Annotated in this window: 16 protein-coding genes; 5 read left to right on the forward strand and 11 right to left on the reverse strand. The window is 64.2% G+C overall.

Going from position 1 to position 15,079, the window contains the following annotated elements:
* Positions 1–10 precede the first annotated feature (10 nt).
* From ACWKV7_RS10090 to ACWKV7_RS10110, 5 genes are all read right to left on the reverse strand, one after another.
* Entirely contained in the window at positions 11–244 is a 234-nt protein-coding gene (locus tag ACWKV7_RS10090) for a hypothetical protein (protein WP_483857532.1), read from the reverse strand.
* Positions 241–942 (reverse strand): lipopolysaccharide kinase InaA family protein, encoded by a 702-nt coding sequence (locus ACWKV7_RS10095; protein ID WP_483857666.1) that lies wholly within the window; start codon positions 940–942, stop codon positions 241–243. The genes ACWKV7_RS10090 and ACWKV7_RS10095 overlap by 4 nt, the downstream gene beginning before the upstream one ends.
* Positions 943–947: 5 nt before the next feature.
* Positions 948–1,640 (reverse strand): class I SAM-dependent methyltransferase, encoded by a 693-nt coding sequence (locus tag ACWKV7_RS10100; RefSeq protein WP_483857667.1) that lies wholly within the window; start codon positions 1,638–1,640, stop codon positions 948–950.
* A 77-nt stretch (positions 1,641–1,717) separates the two neighbouring features.
* Complete coding sequence (locus ACWKV7_RS10105) at positions 1,718–3,007, reverse strand: sensor histidine kinase (RefSeq protein ID WP_483857533.1); 1,290 nt, start codon at positions 3,005–3,007, stop codon at positions 1,718–1,720.
* Positions 2,997–3,680 (reverse strand): response regulator transcription factor, encoded by a 684-nt coding sequence (locus ACWKV7_RS10110; protein WP_483857534.1) that lies wholly within the window; start codon positions 3,678–3,680, stop codon positions 2,997–2,999. The genes ACWKV7_RS10105 and ACWKV7_RS10110 overlap by 11 nt, the downstream gene beginning before the upstream one ends.
* 279 nt (positions 3,681–3,959) lie before the next feature.
* On the opposite strand from ACWKV7_RS10110, the gene ACWKV7_RS10115 reads away from it, so the two are divergent.
* Complete coding sequence (locus ACWKV7_RS10115) at positions 3,960–4,880, forward strand: NHL repeat-containing protein (protein WP_483857535.1); 921 nt, start codon at positions 3,960–3,962, stop codon at positions 4,878–4,880.
* Positions 4,880–6,916 (forward strand): LTA synthase family protein, encoded by a 2,037-nt coding sequence (locus ACWKV7_RS10120; protein ID WP_483857536.1) that lies wholly within the window; start codon positions 4,880–4,882, stop codon positions 6,914–6,916. Before ACWKV7_RS10115 ends, ACWKV7_RS10120 begins: the two co-directional genes overlap by 1 nt.
* A gap of 75 nt (positions 6,917–6,991) precedes the next feature.
* On the opposite strand, the gene groL is transcribed toward ACWKV7_RS10120, so the two are convergent.
* The 4 genes from groL to ACWKV7_RS10140 all read right to left on the reverse strand — a co-directional run bounded on the left by groL (position 6,992) and on the right by ACWKV7_RS10140 (position 10,493).
* Positions 6,992–8,632: a chaperonin GroEL gene (gene groL, locus ACWKV7_RS10125; protein ID WP_483857537.1), complete on the reverse strand. Its 1,641-nt coding sequence runs from the start codon at positions 8,630–8,632 to the stop codon at positions 6,992–6,994.
* Between the two features lie 45 nt (positions 8,633–8,677).
* Positions 8,678–8,971: a co-chaperone GroES gene (locus ACWKV7_RS10130; RefSeq protein ID WP_483857538.1), complete on the reverse strand. Its 294-nt coding sequence runs from the start codon at positions 8,969–8,971 to the stop codon at positions 8,678–8,680.
* 211 nt (positions 8,972–9,182) lie between these two features.
* The gene (locus ACWKV7_RS10135; protein ID WP_483857539.1) at positions 9,183–9,644 is read right to left on the reverse strand and encodes an FxsA family protein; all 462 of its coding nucleotides are present in this window, start codon (positions 9,642–9,644) and stop codon (positions 9,183–9,185) included.
* 102 nt (positions 9,645–9,746) lie between these two features.
* The gene (locus ACWKV7_RS10140; protein ID WP_483857540.1) at positions 9,747–10,493 is read right to left on the reverse strand and encodes a HugZ family pyridoxamine 5'-phosphate oxidase; all 747 of its coding nucleotides are present in this window, start codon (positions 10,491–10,493) and stop codon (positions 9,747–9,749) included.
* A gap of 108 nt (positions 10,494–10,601) precedes the next feature.
* On the opposite strand from ACWKV7_RS10140, the gene ACWKV7_RS10145 reads away from it, so the two are divergent.
* Positions 10,602–11,360 (forward strand): SDR family oxidoreductase, encoded by a 759-nt coding sequence (locus ACWKV7_RS10145; protein WP_483857541.1) that lies wholly within the window; start codon positions 10,602–10,604, stop codon positions 11,358–11,360.
* 53 nt (positions 11,361–11,413) lie between these two features.
* Here ACWKV7_RS10145 and ACWKV7_RS10150 read toward each other — a convergent pair whose 3' ends face one another.
* Positions 11,414–12,418, reverse strand: coding sequence for a DUF481 domain-containing protein (locus ACWKV7_RS10150; RefSeq protein ID WP_483857542.1), 1,005 nt, complete (start codon positions 12,416–12,418; stop codon positions 11,414–11,416).
* Positions 12,419–12,662: 244 nt separating this feature from the next.
* Between ACWKV7_RS10150 and ACWKV7_RS10155 the strand changes: the two genes are divergently transcribed.
* Together ACWKV7_RS10155 and ACWKV7_RS10160 are read left to right on the forward strand one after the other, a co-directional pair.
* The gene (locus ACWKV7_RS10155; protein WP_483857668.1) at positions 12,663–12,977 is read left to right on the forward strand and encodes an MGMT family protein; all 315 of its coding nucleotides are present in this window, start codon (positions 12,663–12,665) and stop codon (positions 12,975–12,977) included.
* 32 nt (positions 12,978–13,009) lie between these two features.
* Positions 13,010–14,554 (forward strand): AmpG family muropeptide MFS transporter, encoded by a 1,545-nt coding sequence (locus ACWKV7_RS10160; protein WP_483857543.1) that lies wholly within the window; start codon positions 13,010–13,012, stop codon positions 14,552–14,554.
* A gap of 11 nt (positions 14,555–14,565) precedes the next feature.
* Here the strand turns inward: ACWKV7_RS10160 and ACWKV7_RS10165 are convergent, their stop codons facing one another.
* The gene (locus ACWKV7_RS10165; protein WP_483857544.1) at positions 14,566–15,045 is read right to left on the reverse strand and encodes a YajQ family cyclic di-GMP-binding protein; all 480 of its coding nucleotides are present in this window, start codon (positions 15,043–15,045) and stop codon (positions 14,566–14,568) included.
* Positions 15,046–15,079 lie beyond the last annotated feature (34 nt).

The raw sequence follows: 15,079 nt of genomic DNA on the forward strand, positions 1-15,079 counted from the left end.
CGCGGTGGGTTTAGCCTCTCGGCCCCAACCCCTGGGACAAGCCGAACATCAACAACAGCAGGTCCTGGTCGGGTCGCAGCTGAGCATGCAGTTGCGCGCGCACCTTCGGCGGAGCGGGGCAATACCCCAGGGCATCGAACCCACTGACCACTCCGGACTCGGGTTCGCTCCAGGCGGCTGCGGCCAGGGAGGCCACGCCAAGGGCACCGACGAAGAAAAGACCTCGAGCGATTTCTAGTTTCATTGATGCAACCCCTTGATAGAGCTACCAAACACCGTTTGATAACCGTAGATCAGTTGTTGCCAATCCGCTTCATTCCATGACGAATGGCGTCTTAATTGCCGCAAATCATGACGAGCGGCTCTCATTTTGCTGAAACGGCGCCGGCTTTTCTCCAGGTCCAGCAGCGCCACTTCCACGTCGGCCTGCTCCCCTGCTCCGCGAACCCGCACGAAAATGTGCTTGGAGTAGATGCAGCCGTGTTGCCAGCCGCCCCGGTGCATGCGCGCCAGGGTAGCACCGATCTGTTGCAGCAGCCGTTGATGCGCCTGCTCGCCACACGCCTCGCGACCGCCTTCGGCGTACCAACGATCGATCTCCTCGAAACCGCCCAGGTCGGCGGTGATCAGCAGGGCGCGCCAGCCTTGCCGGGGATCGCGTTCGACACCACAATAAAGCACCTCCGGAACCGTGACCCCGAGCTTGCGCAGGCTCATCAGCGCATCGCGCTCACGCAGTACCGTCGGGCGTCCGAAGGGATGGAGCAGGCTGCGATAGATGTGGCCGACCTGGCGCTTGGCGTAAAGCAGGCGTCCGCCCTCTTCGCGCAAACGCTGAACCCCGCTTTGACCGCCACGTCGTACATTAGGTTCCTCAACCCAATCGCCTTGCCGTTGCCACCAATAGGCAAACCCTTCCACTGCCTGAGCTGAATACAGCATTGATTTCACGCTCCGTTCTTTCTGAGGACATACACCCGCCACATGGCATACAGCGGCAGGAAGTCGAGGCGTTCCTGGATCTCGAATCCGGCCTGTCGAAACTCGGATTCGACGGTTGCCGCCGGTAACACAAAGCGGTTCTGGTAACCATCCTGCCCAGTTTTCTGGCACCGGGCCCGCTCGGCGCGCTGACGCTTCCATGCTTTGAAGTTGCCGGTCACCCATAGCGAAACGATCAAACTGTCCCGCGTGACTCGCTGGCATTCGCGCAATAGCACCAGCCGGTGGGCGCTGCCGCCGATATGGTGGAGCAGTCGCATGCAGAAGATGCTGTCCACCGCGTTGTTCGGCAGATCGATTGCGAACGCTGACGTTTGCAAGGTTTGTACCCGCTTTACCACTTCAGCCGGCTGGGCGGCACAGGCAATGTCCAGCATGTCGGCCGAATTGTCCGCGCCGATGATCACCCGGTTGGCCTTTTCCGCCAGCAACGGCCAGAAGCGCCCGGCCCCGCAAGGCAGGTCGAGCACCAGGCCCGGCTCGCCGGCCAAGGCCAGCGCTCGCCGCGCCAGCTGCTCGTCGCGCCAATGGGATAGCTTGCGCCAGAGCCCCTCCTGGTGCTTGCGCAAATACTTGCGTGCATGGGCGGAGTCGTACTTTCGGGAAAACTCGAGATCGATGGGAGCAGGTGTCGGCATGAAAGGCATCCTCCTAGGCTGCCGAAACCTTAGCCCCGCTCCGGTGAACGTCCGGTCAAAGGACTGTGAAAAAAACGTCAATGCGACTCCGCCACGCCAACGCCGCGCAAGCGCACACTGAAACGGCAGCCGTTGGGCTGCGCCGGGCTCAACTCCACCGTCCACCCCTGCAGCTCGCAGATCCGCTGGACCAGCGATAACCCCAGCCCGAGGCCGTCACCGCGCTCGCCGGAGCCCCGCACGAAGGGCTGGAACACAGCCTCGCGCTCACCCGGCGGAATGCCGGCGCCGCTGTCCTCGACCTGAAAGCGGTCGCCCTCCAGCACCAGGCGAATATGCCCGTGCTCGGTGTAGTGCCAGGCATTGCGCAGCAGGTTGCCCAGCACCGTGCGCAGGAACGGGGCGTTGTAGCGCTGCTCGTGCGGCTGCCCCTGCCGGTAGTCCAGGTCCAGGCCCTTGCTCTCGATGGCCGGCCGCCACTGCGCCACCAGTTCGTCGGCAACTTCCGTCAGGGTCGCCTGTGGGGCCAGGGTATCCTGGCGTTGGGCCCGGGCCAGGAGCAGGAAGGTCTGCACCAGTTCGCTCATTTCTTCGCAGGCGCGCGCCATGCGCTGCACCTGGCTACGCCCGCGGGGGTCCAGATGGGGGTTTTCCAATAGCAGCTCGCAGGAGCTGGCCAGCACCATCAGCGGCGTACGCAGTTCGTGGCTGACGTCACTGGTAAACAGCCGCTCGCGCTCCAGCACCTGGCGCAGGTGCCCGAGCGTGTCGTCGAAGGCGGCGGCCAACTGGCCCACCTCGTCCTGGGCATAGTCGGGCGCCAAGGGCGGCGCCAGCGCCAGCAACTGGTCGCGATGGCGTACCTGCCCGGCCAGGCGGATCACCGGCGCCATCACTCGCCGGGCCAGCAAATAGCCGAGCACGCCGGACGACATGACGCAGAACAGAAAGCCGACCAGCACGACCGCGAACAGCGCCTGCTCGCGCTCTTCGAATTCGCTTTGGTCCTCCAGCAGCACATAGCGCCGCCCGTCCACCTCGCGCACGATGGCATAGAACGTCTGGTCGCCACGGAACACCTCATGAAAGCCCGGCTTCAGGCCGAGCAGGTCCGCAGGCAGGGCGAAATCGCCCCACCCGTCACTGAAGTAGAACAGTTGCTGCGGCTCGGGCCGATGTCGCCACTCGTCCACGCTTTCCATCTGCAGCAATCGGTCGAGGTCGCTGCCCATGCCGCTGGACATCAGCTTTTCCTCGACGGTATGGACGATCTCGACGATGCCCAGGCCGAACACGCCGGCGACCAGCGCGGTCATCAGCATGAAGGCGATGACGATGCGCCGCGACAGGCTCTGTCTATATTCCATCGCCACTCTCGGCCAACCGGTAGCCCACCCCGTGCACGGTATGCAGCAGTGCGGTGGCGAACGGCTTGTCGATCACCTGGCGCAACTGGTGGATGTGGCTGCGCAGGCTGTCGCTGTCCGGGCAATCGTCGCCCCACAGCGCCGCCTCGAGCGCTTCGCGACGCACCACGTGGGGGCTCTTCTGCATCAGTACGGCCAGCAACTTGAGGCCGATGGGGTTGAGCTTGAGCGGGCGGCCACCACGGCCGACCTCCAGGGTGTCCAGGTCATAGCTCAGGTCGCCGACCTGCAGGCTGCGTCGACCGCCGCCCAGAGCTCGGCGCAGCACCGCCTCGATGCGCGCGGCCAGCTCGGACAGGGCGAATGGCTTGATCAGGTAATCGTCGGCACCGGCGCGGAAACCCTGCAGGCGGTCGTCCAACTGGTCGCGCGCGGTGAGCATGATCACCGGCGTGTCGCGTCGGGCATCCTCGCGCAGGCGCTGGCACAGGGTATAGCCGTCCAGGCCCGGCAGCATGATGTCGAGCACGATCAGGTCGTAGTGTTCGGTGGCGGCCAGGTGCAGCCCGGACAGGCCGTCCTGGGCGCAATCGACGCTGTAGCCCTTGATGCTCAGGTAATCGAGCATGTTGGCCAGGATGTCGCGGTTGTCTTCGACCAGCAGAATGCGCATAGCAATTCCTCAGCAGCAGCCGGGAAATGATTGCACGCCACCGGCCATGGCGACTGCTTTTGACGTTTTTTTCACCTGCTGTTCACCTCGCCACGACACCCGCGTGCGCAGACTGCGGCAATCGCCGATCCGGTAAGCGCGCACTGCACCTGCCACGCTCCGTCGCTCCGCTGCCCACAGGCCACGGCTGCGCCTGACCGAACGACGCTTGCCCCGTGCCCCGCCCAGGCCTCGGGGCTTTTTTATTCGATATGCCCGCCTTGCCATTGGAGCTTAGCGATGCCCAGATCCACCACCGTTGCCGTCAGGCCCAACCTGCCCGGTCCTCTGCCGCTACCCCGCGTTCATCTGCCGCTGCGCCGCCCTCTCCTGCTGCTGCTCGTCGTTCTGCTGGCGGTAGCGATCCATGCCGGCTGGCAACACCTGTGGCCGGTGCAGGCCGGCTCCGGCTGGCAGTACCGTGTACGCAAAGACGACCTGCCCCGCATCAGCGCGCTGGCGCTGGACGCCGAGGGCCGGTTGTTCGCCAGCCAGGAATACGACCAGGGCCGGGGCAGTATCGTCGAACTGCTGCCCTCCGGGGCGGCCATTCCCCGCGTGACCGGGCTGTCCAAGCCCGACGGCATGCTCGCCTATCGCGGCGGCCTGGCGTACAGCCAGGAGCAGGGCCAGGAGGCGGTGATCTGGTGGCACGACGGCACGCGCGAAACGCTCTTCGAAGGCAACAGCGTGGAGGAGCTCGCGACGGACGGCTTCTATCTCTACGCCATCGAAGACGTGCACGGCAGCGGCAGGCTGCTGCGCTACGACCCGATCAGCCGCGACCTGTCGGTGCTGCGCAGCGGGCTGGACGAGGCCGAGGCGGTCGCCTCCTGCCCCGACGGCAGCCTGTTCTACAGCGAGAAGGCCAGCGGCACGCTCAAGCGCTACAACCCAGACGGCGCGGACACCATCCTGCTGCGCGGCCTCAATCAACCGGGCTTTCTACAGTGTGGCGAAGACGGCTTGTGGCTCAGCGAAGATGCCACCCATTTGGCGCGCCTGCTGCGCATCGACCCTCTGAGCGGCGCCAGTGAAACCGTGCTCAGCCACCTGCGTTCCGGCCAGACCCTGCTGCCGCTGGACGCCGACCACTTCCTGCTCGCCGAGCAAGGCCGCAACCGTCTGCTGGAAATCAGCCGCCGACAGGAGTCCCGTTGATGTCCCGCACTGCCGCTCCCCGTCTTCCGCACCAGCTGGCCTTTCTGCTGTTCAACGCCCTGGGTTTTCTCCTGCTGTTCGCCGGGCTGCGCGCCGCGTTGCTGGGCTACAACGCCGAGCTGATCGGCCAGACGTCCTGGCTCAGCTTCGCCGAAGCCTTCCTCAACGGCCTGCGCTTCGACAGCCGTCTGGTGGCATTCATCTGCACGCCGCTGATCCTCGCCCTGCTGAGCCCCGCGGCCAGCGCCGCACGCGGCTGGCAGCGCGCCTGGCTGACCACCGTAGCCAGCCTGACACTGCTGCTCGGCCTGGTCGAACTGACGTTCTATCGCGAATTCCACCAACGGCTGAACAGCCTGGTATTCCAGTACCTCGGCGAAGACCCGCGCACCGTGCTGAGCATGCTCTGGTACGGCTTTCCGGTAGGTCGCTACCTGCTGTTCTGGGCGCTGGCGACGGGGCTGCTCTACGCCGGCTTCGCCTGGCTCGACCGCCGATGCCGACCGACCGGCGCAGCTTCCGGCAAACCCGCACGACACCGCCCGGCGATGCATGGCCTGGCGTTCTTGCTGATGCTGCTGGTGGCCGTGCTGCTGGCTCGCGGCACCTTGCGCCAGGGCCCGCCGTTGCGCTGGGGCGATGCCTTCACCACCGACTCGGTATTTGCCAACCACCTGGGCCTGAACGGCACCCTGACCCTGATCGACGCCGCCCGTGATCGTTGGTCGCCGACCCGGCGCAATATCTGGAAAGCCACACTGCCCGCCGAACAGGCGCAGCGAACCCTGCGCGAGATGCTGCTCACCACCCACGACCAATTGGTCGACGCCGACACTGCGGCGGTCCGGCGGATCAGCACGCCGGACCCGGCCACCGCCTCGCCGATCCGCAACGTGGTGGTGATCCTGATGGAAAGCTTCGCCGGCCACTATGTCGGCGCGCTCGGCGGCCAGGGCGGGATCACCCCGGAGTTCGACAAGCTGACCCACGAGGGCCTGCTGTTCACCCGCTTCCTCTCCAACGGCACCCACACCCACCAGGGCATGTTCGCCACCATGGCCTGCTTCCCTAACCTACCGGGCTTCGAGTACCTGATGCAGCAGCCCGAGGGCAGCCACCATTTCTCCGGCCTGCCGCAACTGCTCAGCGAGCGCGGCTTCGACGACCTCTATGTGTACAACGGCGATTTCGCCTGGGACAACCAGTCCGGCTTCTTCAGCCAGCAGGGCATGCACCACTTCATCGGCCGCAACGACTACGTCGATCCGGTGTTTTCCGATCCGACCTGGGGCGTATCCGACCAGGACATGTTCGATCGCGCCGCCACCGAGCTGGCCGCCAAGGACCCGTCGAAACCCTTCTATGCCCTGCTGCAGACACTCTCCAACCACACCCCCTATGCCCTGCCGGACAACCTGCCGGTGGCCCCGGTGACCGGCTTCGGCGCCCTGGACGAACACCTGACCGCCATGCGCTATTCGGACTGGGCACTGGGCCGCTTCTTCGCCAAGGCGCGGCAGTCGCCGTATTTCAACGATACCCTGTTCGTCATCGTCGGCGACCACGGTTTCGCCAGCGACCAGCAGCTCAGCGACATGGACCTCTACCGCTTCCACGTGCCGATGCTGATGATCGCCCCCGGCCTGCGCGAACGGTTCGGCGAACGCCGCGACATCGCTGCCACCCAGGTCGACATCGTGCCGACCATCATGGGTCGCCTCGGTCTGCCGGTGGAGCACCAGTGCTGGGGCCGCGACCTGCTCGGGCTGGCAGCGGACGACCGCGGCTTCGGCGTGATCAAGCCTTCCGGCGGCGACCAGACCGTGGCCCTGGTAGCGAACGACGCCCTGCTGGTGCAACCACGGGACCAGGCGGCCAAGCTCTACCGCTACCAGCTCGGCGCCGATGCCAGGGTGACACCGGTCGACGACACCTCCCTTGCCAGGCAATTGAGCGAGCGCCTCCAGGCATTCCTGCAGGTCGCCACGCGCAGTCTGATGAACAATACCGCCGGCGCCATCGGCAACCTGCCGTGATTCCCTGAATCGCGCCCATGAAAAAGCCCCGCACCAGGCGGGGCTTTCTCGTTACAGCTCAGGGAGCCGGTCGGCTTACATCATGCCGCCCATGCCACCCATGCCGCCCATGTCCGGCATTGCCGGGGCCGGCTTGTCTTCCACGATCTCGGCGACCATGGCTTCGGTGGTGACCATCAGGCCGCCAATGGAAGCGGCTGCCTGCAGCGCGGAACGGGTCACCTTGGCCGGATCGAGAATACCCATCTCGATCATGTCGCCATACTCGTCGGTAGCAGCGTTGAAGCCGTAGTTGCCGGAGCCCTGCTTGACCTTGTCGACCACCACGCTCGGCTCGCCGCCAGCGTTGGCAACGATCTGGCGCAGCGGCGCTTCGACAGCGCGACGCAGCAGCGCGATACCGACATTCTGGTCTTCGTTGGCACCCTGCAGATCTGCAATAGCTTGCAGGGCACGCACCAGGGCGACACCGCCGCCAGGCACCACGCCTTCTTCAACGGCTGCACGGGTCGCGTGCAGGGCGTCTTCGACGCGGGCTTTCTTCTCTTTCATTTCCACTTCGGTGCCGGCACCGACTTTGATCACGGCAACACCGCCAGCCAACTTGGCCAGACGCTCTTGCAGCTTCTCTTTGTCGTAGTCGGAAGTGGTTTCTTCGACCTGCTTGCGGATCTGCGCCACGCGAGCTTCGATATCGGCCTGCTGACCGGCGCCATCGATGATGGTGGTGTTTTCCTTGTTCAGCACGACGCGCTTGGCGTTACCCAGGTGCTCCAGGGTGGCGCTTTCCAGGCTCAGGCCGACTTCTTCGGAAATCACGGTACCGCCAGTGAGGATGGCGATGTCCTGCAGCATGGCCTTGCGACGATCGCCGAAGCCCGGTGCCTTGACGGCAGCGACCTTGACGATACCGCGCATGTTGTTCACCACCAGGGTGGCCAGGGCTTCGCCCTCGACGTCTTCGGCAACGATCAGCAGCGGACGGCCGGCCTTGGCGACGGCTTCCAGCACCGGCAGCATTTCGCGGATGTTGGAGATCTTCTTGTCGACCAGCAGCAGCAGCGGGCTGTCCAGCTCGGCGACCATGGTGTCCGGCTTGTTGATGAAGTACGGCGACAGGTAGCCACGGTCGAACTGCATGCCTTCGACGACGGACAGTTCGTTTTCCAGGCCCGAGCCTTCTTCAACGGTGATCACGCCTTCCTTGCCGACTTTTTCCATGGCCTCGGCAATGATCTGACCGATGGACTCGTCGGAGTTGGCGGAGATGGTGCCGACCTGAGCGATGGCCTTGGAGTCGGCACACGGCTTGGCCAGGTTCTTCAGCTCGGCGACGATGGCGATGGTGGCCTTGTCGATACCGCGCTTCAGATCCATCGGATTCATGCCGGCGGCAACGGCCTTCAGGCCTTCGTTGACGATGGCCTGGGCCAGAACGGTGGCGGTGGTGGTGCCGTCACCGGCTTCGTCGTTGGCCTTGGAAGCCACGTCCTTCACCAGTTGGGCGCCCATGTTCTCGAAGCGATCCTTCAGCTCGATTTCCTTGGCAACGGAAACGCCGTCCTTGGTAATGGTCGGAGCGCCGAAGCTCTTTTCCAGCACCACGTTGCGGCCTTTCGGGCCGAGGGTGGCCTTGACGGCGTCGGCCAGCACGTTCACGCCGACCAGCATCTTCTTGCGAGCGGAATCGCCGAATTTGACTTCTTTAGCAGCCATGTTGATTGATCCTCAATTCTGAAAATTAACGGAGATTCGCGGGAATCAGGCTTCGATGACGGCGAGAATTTCGCTCTCGGCCATCACCAGCAGGTCTTCACCGTCCACCTTGATGGTGTTGCTGCCGGAGTAGGGGCCGAATACCACCTGGTCACCGACCTTCACGGCCAGCGGGCGCACTTCGCCGTTGTCCAGCACGCGACCGGTGCCGACGGCGACGACTTCGCCACGGTTCGGCTTCTCGGCAGCGGAACCCGGCAGCACGATGCCGCCAGCGGTCTTGGTTTCTTCTTCGCTGCGACGAATGACGACGCGGTCATGCAGAGGACGAAGCTTCATTGTCGATCTCTCCTAGTTAAGTGATTTCCAGCGTCGGTGGAGCCCACCGACGGGTTTTGAAAAGCCGGCGTTGCCGGTTGCGGCCCGCAGGGCGAGCCGCAGAAGACAGCCTGTCGAAACGACAGGGACCTTGCGGTGACCGCTACATGAGGGCACGCAAAGGCATTTCAAGGGCGAGGTGTGAAAAATTTTGCGCAGTCGGGGCTGCCAGTCACCGGTCCCGGCGCTCATATTCGCCATCGATCAGGTCAGGCTGGCGCGCGCCTGGGCGACGGCCAGCCAGGTCGGGCTCGTCGGCAAACGCACGTTGGCGCAGCGCCTGCTCCTCGGCACGCTGGCGCAACTTGCCCACCAGCAGGCGCCGGGTGAAGGGAAACAGGCAAAGCAGGCCGAAGATGTCGCTGATGAAACCCGGCAGCAGCAGCAGGCCGCCGCCGACGGCGATCAGCAAGCCTTCGAGCATTTCCTGCTCCGGTAGCTCGCCGCGGGCCAGGCGCTCGCGGGCACGCCAGGCGGTGGCCACACCGGCCACCCGCAGCAGCAGGCTGCCGAGCACGGCACTGCCAATGATCAGCAGCAGCGTGGGCAGCACGCCAATGGCACTACCGACCTGGATCAACACCGCCAATTCGATCAGCGGGAACAGCAGGAACAAGAACAAGAACGCGCGCATCTAGGTTTCCTTGGCGGAAAAACGGTTTCCGATAGTGCCTTAGGTGACGGCGACCATCGGCGAATTCAACCGCATGCAGAGAAGGACCTGTAAGAGAATGCTTCAACCGCCCGCAGAGCCCACTACCGGCCAGACCTTGGCTCGCGCCAGGCCGACCAGTGCCTGACGAACGGCACCGGCATTGCCGCAAGGCTCGGGGAAGGCAAGCCAGTGGACGGCCGAACCGATGCGCAGGTGGAACCCCTCGCTGTCGATGCCGACCAGCTCGGCCGGAACATGGCGAGGCAGGCCAGCCAGCTCGACGTAGTGGGCGATGGCGTCGGCATGATCGGCGTTCATGTGCTCGAGCATGCCCTGCTCGACCGAACCGGTTTCGCCCGGCGCGGCGAACGGGTTGGCCAGGGTGACCTCGTCGATCCAGTGAATGGCGCCGAAGCCGCCGATGTAGCGACTGCGAACCGGCTCCAGTACCCAGAAGTCGAAGTCATGGGCGCGGTGGTAATCCCGTGAGTCGGGAAAATAGCGGTAATAGCGCAGGGCTGCCGAGGCGATTTCGCCGTCGTCACGCAATTGTCGCGCTTCGGCGAGCAGAGTCAGGCGACCGACGGCCTGGATATCTTCGGCACCGCGCTCGCCCACCAGCAGCGAACACTGGGGCTGCGCGCCCAGGTTGTGGGTATGTTGGGCAATGCGGCTGATGAGAATGAGCGGCCGGCCCAGTGCATCCAGGCAGTACGGCGCCACCGAGCCGAAGGGAAAGCCGGGCATGGCTTGGGAATGGGTGGAAAGCACGCCGCGGTATTCCTTGAGCAGTAATTCTCGGGCATGCTTAGCGGCTTTCACGCTCACCTGATCACTCTTCGCAAAGATCCGTGGAAAACGGACGGGCGCCCAGGATAACGCGTTTTGGCGGCACCGGCGGGGGTAAACAGCGGTACATCTTGAGGGGATACGCACATGCAGCTCAAAGATAAAGTCATCATCATCACCGGCGGCTGCCAGGGTCTCGGGCGCGCCATGGGCGAGTACCTCGCCACCAAGGGCGCCAAGCTGGCGCTGGTCGACCTGAACCAGGAAAAGCTCGACGACGCCGTCGCCGCCTGCAAGGCCGCCGGTGGCGATGCGCGTGCCTACCTCTGCAACGTCGCCAATGAAGAACAGGTGACCGATACCGTTGCCCGGATCGCCGAGGACTTCGGCGCCATCAACGGCCTGGTCAACAACGCCGGCATCCTGCGCGACGGCCTGACCGTCAAGGTCAAGGACGGCGAGCTGTCGAAGATGAGCCTGGCGCAGTGGCAGTCGGTGATCGACGTCAACCTGACCGGCGTCTTCCTCTGCACCCGCGAAGTGGCGGCGAAGATGATCGAGCTGAAGAACGAAGGCGCGATCATCAATATTTCCTCCATCTCCCGCGCCGGCAACATCGGCCAGGCCAACTACTCCGCGGCCAAGGCCGGCGTTGCCGCCGACACCGTGGTCTGGGCCAAGGAGTTGGCGCGCTACGGCATTCGCGTCGCCGGCGTGGCGCCAGGCTTCATCGAGACCGAGATGACCGGCAGCATGAAGCCGGAAGCCCTGGAGAAGATGACCTCCGGCATTCCCCTGCGCCGCATGGGCAAGCCGTCGGAGATCGCCCACTCGGTGGCCTACATCCTGGAGAACGACTACTACACCGGTCGTATCCTGGAGCTGGACGGCGGTCTGCGCCTGTAATTCCAGCCGACACAAAAAAGCCCCGCGATGCGGGGCTTTTTCTTTGCACTGAGCTACCAGCCGACACCGAAGCCGAGCATGTAGCGGGTTTCGTCCAGGTCGCCTTCGGCGCCGCTGACGATATCCTTCTCCGCCCGCATGTTCAGCGAGGCCCAGTCGGTCACCTTGTAGCGCAGACCCGCCGCTGCATCCAGCGAGAACTCGGCAATGCCCGACAACGGCTTGCCCAATTCGCCGGTACTGAACAGTTCGAAGGTCTTGCCGCTCAGGTAGCGGTTGTAGTCCCACTTGACCGCCAGGGAATAGAAGCGGTCCTGCTCGCCATTGTCGTAAACATAGTCGGCCCGGTTGAGCAGCGACGCCAGGGAGAAAGCACCCAGCTCGTTGTCCCAGAACTGGTAACCGGGGCCGGTACCCAGGGTGCGCTGGCGCTCGACTTCCTCGATGTGATCCTGCTTGTAGTCGAAACGAGCCTGCCAGAACCACTGATCGGTAATGAAGCGGTCGAGCGCATACTCGACCTCCCAGTTGTCGGTGACTTCCACCTCGTCGCGGGTCTCGCGGTTGTATTCGGCCGCCGCGTTGTGCCGCCAGCGCCCGTGCCGGGCCTTGGTGTCGAACGAGAGGTTGTAGTCGTCGGTGTCGCTGTCGGCGCGCTTGTAGTCGAGTGTCACGTCGACGTTGCCCTTCCAGACGAAATCCTGGATCACCGGCCTGGGCGGCACGATCTGCTTGATGCTGGCCAGGTCGACGGTTACCGGCTGGCCACCGTTGGCGAGCACGACGCGCCCCTGCTCGGCCGCCAGCAGCGACTTGGCGATCTCGCCTTGGACATCGCTTTGCTTGATCAACAGGTGCTGGTCGCTCTGCAGGGTGGAAATCTTCTCCCAGCGCAGTGGGATCGAGCCGGCATAGTCGGTTTCCAGCAACAGCTTGCCGCCATCCATCAGGCGGATTTTGCCGGTCAGGCGGTCGCCGTTTTTCAGCCAGACGGTATCGGCGCAGAGGGGTGCGGAAGCCAGGGCAACAGCCAGGCAAAGAAGGGTTCTGGACAACATCGAAACGCGCTCAGAGTGAGAAAGCCGGGCATTATGCTCAAGCCCGGCAACAGAGCAAGCATTGACCGATGGAAACCCGTCGAGTTCGAGCGAAGCCAGGTAATTCCAGCCCCAGGAACGGTTTCTCCCGTCTCTGGTGCCGGTTATGCTGGCCCCTCTCCCTTGGAACGCGCGTGAGGAACGACCGGTGCGAAGCGACACCGCAAACGGGCTATCGGCGCCCTTGCCACTGGACGATACCGAGATGCGCCGCCAGGCGCTCTACCTCACGCTGGCGCAGGTTCCGTTGGGCAAAGTAATCAGCTATGGCCAACTGGCCGAACTCGCCGGACTTGGTCGCGCGGCACGCTGGGTCGGCCGTACCCTCAGCCAACTGCCTGAGGGCAGCAGCCTGCCCTGGCATCGCGTGCTGGGAGCCGGCGGGCGCCTCAGCCTGAGCGCCGGCAGCACCTCCGGCCAGGAGCAGCGGGCGCGATTGCGCAGCGAAGGGGTGACCATCCACAACGATCGGGTGGATATCCGACGGCATGGCTGGCGTCCGATGGAGCACAGCGGTTAGAGTGCGCCCTTTGCATGTCTCGGCCGATCTCCATGCCCCGTAAAACCTGGCGCGATGCAGTCGCCGCCTACCTCAGCCCAGCCACTCTGGTTCTGCTGCTGCTCGGCTTCGCCGCCGGCCTGCCTTATATGCTGGTGTTCTCCACGCTGTCGGTGTGGCTGCGCGAAGCCGGAGTGGCACGGGATACCATCGGCTACGCCAGCCTGATCGGCCTCGCTTACGCCTTCAAATGGGTCTGGGCCCCCATGCTCGACCAATGGCGCCTACCCTTGCTGGGCAAGCTCGGCCGGCGTCGTTCCTGGCTGGTGCTCTCGCAAAGCCTGGTGGCCACGGGCCTGATCGGCATGGCGCTATGCGACCCCCAGCAATACCTGCCGTGGCTGATTGCCTTGGCGGTGCTGGTAGCCTTCGCTTCCGCGACCCAAGACATCGCCGTCGATGCCTACCGCCTGGAAATCGCCGAGGACAGTCGTCAGGCTGCCCTGGCCGCCAGCTACATGACCGGCTATCGCATCGCCGCACTGCTGGCCACCGCCGGGGCGCTGTACTTCGCCGAGTGGTTCGGCTCGACTGGCGAGCTCTATAAGCATGGAGCCTGGGCCGGTACCTATTTGCTGTTCGCCCTGCTGATGCTGCCAGCCCTGGCCACCACCCTATGGATGCGCGAACCGTCGGTACCGCTGCAAACCCAAAAGGCGGCAACCCGCTACGGTTTCTACCACCAGTTGTTGTCGGTGCTGGTCCTGATCGTGCTGCTGGTTTCGGTCCCGGCCCTGTTCACCCAGCTATTCCAGAGCGACTTCTTGCAGCTCCTGCTGGGGGGCGTCAGCCTGCGCGAGCTGATCATGGAGGACCGTGCCTTCCTGCGCGCGCTGCTCTATATCGTCCTCACCTGGTTGTGCCTGTCGTCCATCGGACGGCGCGGCCTCAAGCCCGTATTGGTGCCGATCAACGATTTCGTTCTGCGCTATCGCTGGCAGGCACTGCTGCTGCTCGGCCTGGTGGCAACCTATCGCATGTCGGATACGGTGATGGGAGTGATGGCCAACGTCTTCTATATCGACCAGGGTTTCAGCAAGGAGCAGATCGCCAGTGTCAGCAAGCTGTTCGGTCTGGTCATGACCCTGCTCGGCGCCGGCATCGGCGGCCTGCTCATCGTGCGTTTCGGCATCATGCCGATCCTGCTCGCCGGCGGCATCGCTTCAGCGGCAACCAATCTGCTGTTCATGCTGCTGACCGGCATGGGCGCCAACCTGCACATGCTGGTGGTGACCATATCCTGCGACAACTTCAGCGCCGGCCTGGCCACCTCGGCGTTCGTCGCCTACCTGTCGAGCCTGACCAACCTGAAGTTCTCGGCCACCCAGTACGCCCTGCTCAGCTCGATCATGCTGTTGCTTCCGCGGCTGATCGGCGGCTACTCGGGCGTGATGGTGGAAAAGCTCGGCTACGCGCAGTTCTTCATCGCCACTGCGTTGCTGGGAATTCCCACACTGGTGCTGATCGTCTGGCAGTGGAAACGCGATCGCCAGCAACCAAACGGCTCGCCCGCCAGCGCCGGCTCGGAGCAGGCCTGACGGGCTGACGGTCAGTCGCGGAAGTTGTTGAACTGCAGCGGCATGCCGAAGTCCTTGGCACGCAGCGAGGCGATGGCTTCCTGCAGGTCGTCGCGCTTCTTCCCGGTGACCCGCACCTGCTCGCCCTGGATGGCGGCCTGCACCTTGAGCTTGCTCTCCTTGATGTGGGCGACGATCTTCTTCGCCAGCTCCTTGTCGATGCCTTCGCGCAGGGTGACCTCCTGCTTGACGGTCTTGCCGGACGGGTAGGCATCCTTGAATTCCAGGCACTGGATGTCGATCTTGCGCTTGACCAGGCTGAGCTTGAGGATTTCGACCATCTGCTCCAACTGGAAGTCGGCCTCGGCGGTCAGGTTCACGGTCAGTTCCTTGAGTTCGAAACTGCCTTTGCCACGCAGATCGTAGCGACGATCGAGTTCCTTGATGGCATTGTCCACGGCGTTGGTGACTTCGTGCTTGTCCAGTTCGGACACCACGTCGAACGAGGGCATGGGCTTCCTCCTGCTAGATGGCACGACCACTTCA

This window comes from Zestomonas ipomoeae (assembly GCF_057128665.1).

Excerpts from the sequence above, each read along its gene's own strand:
- ACWKV7_RS10090 (WP_483857532.1), bottom strand. The coding sequence starts at position 244 with ATGAAACTAGAAATCGCTCGAGGTCTTTTCTTCGTCGGTGCCCTTGGC.
- ACWKV7_RS10095 (WP_483857666.1), bottom strand. The coding sequence starts at position 942 with ATGCTGTATTCAGCTCAGGCAGTGGAAGGGTTTGCCTATTGGTGGCAA.
- ACWKV7_RS10100 (WP_483857667.1), bottom strand. The coding sequence starts at position 1,640 with ATGCCGACACCTGCTCCCATCGATCTCGAGTTTTCCCGAAAGTACGAC.
- ACWKV7_RS10105 (WP_483857533.1), bottom strand. The coding sequence starts at position 3,007 with ATGGAATATAGACAGAGCCTGTCGCGGCGCATCGTCATCGCCTTCATG.
- ACWKV7_RS10110 (WP_483857534.1), bottom strand. The coding sequence starts at position 3,680 with ATGCGCATTCTGCTGGTCGAAGACAACCGCGACATCCTGGCCAACATG.
- ACWKV7_RS10115 (WP_483857535.1), top strand. The coding sequence starts at position 3,960 with ATGCCCAGATCCACCACCGTTGCCGTCAGGCCCAACCTGCCCGGTCCT.
- ACWKV7_RS10120 (WP_483857536.1), top strand. The coding sequence starts at position 4,880 with ATGTCCCGCACTGCCGCTCCCCGTCTTCCGCACCAGCTGGCCTTTCTG.
- groL (WP_483857537.1), bottom strand. The coding sequence starts at position 8,632 with ATGGCTGCTAAAGAAGTCAAATTCGGCGATTCCGCTCGCAAGAAGATG.
- ACWKV7_RS10130 (WP_483857538.1), bottom strand. The coding sequence starts at position 8,971 with ATGAAGCTTCGTCCTCTGCATGACCGCGTCGTCATTCGTCGCAGCGAA.
- ACWKV7_RS10135 (WP_483857539.1), bottom strand. The coding sequence starts at position 9,644 with ATGCGCGCGTTCTTGTTCTTGTTCCTGCTGTTCCCGCTGATCGAATTG.
- ACWKV7_RS10145 (WP_483857541.1), top strand. The coding sequence starts at position 10,602 with ATGCAGCTCAAAGATAAAGTCATCATCATCACCGGCGGCTGCCAGGGT.
- ACWKV7_RS10150 (WP_483857542.1), bottom strand. The coding sequence starts at position 12,418 with ATGTTGTCCAGAACCCTTCTTTGCCTGGCTGTTGCCCTGGCTTCCGCA.
- ACWKV7_RS10155 (WP_483857668.1), top strand. The coding sequence starts at position 12,663 with ATGCGCCGCCAGGCGCTCTACCTCACGCTGGCGCAGGTTCCGTTGGGC.
- ACWKV7_RS10160 (WP_483857543.1), top strand. The coding sequence starts at position 13,010 with ATGCCCCGTAAAACCTGGCGCGATGCAGTCGCCGCCTACCTCAGCCCA.
- ACWKV7_RS10165 (WP_483857544.1), bottom strand. The coding sequence starts at position 15,045 with ATGCCCTCGTTCGACGTGGTGTCCGAACTGGACAAGCACGAAGTCACC.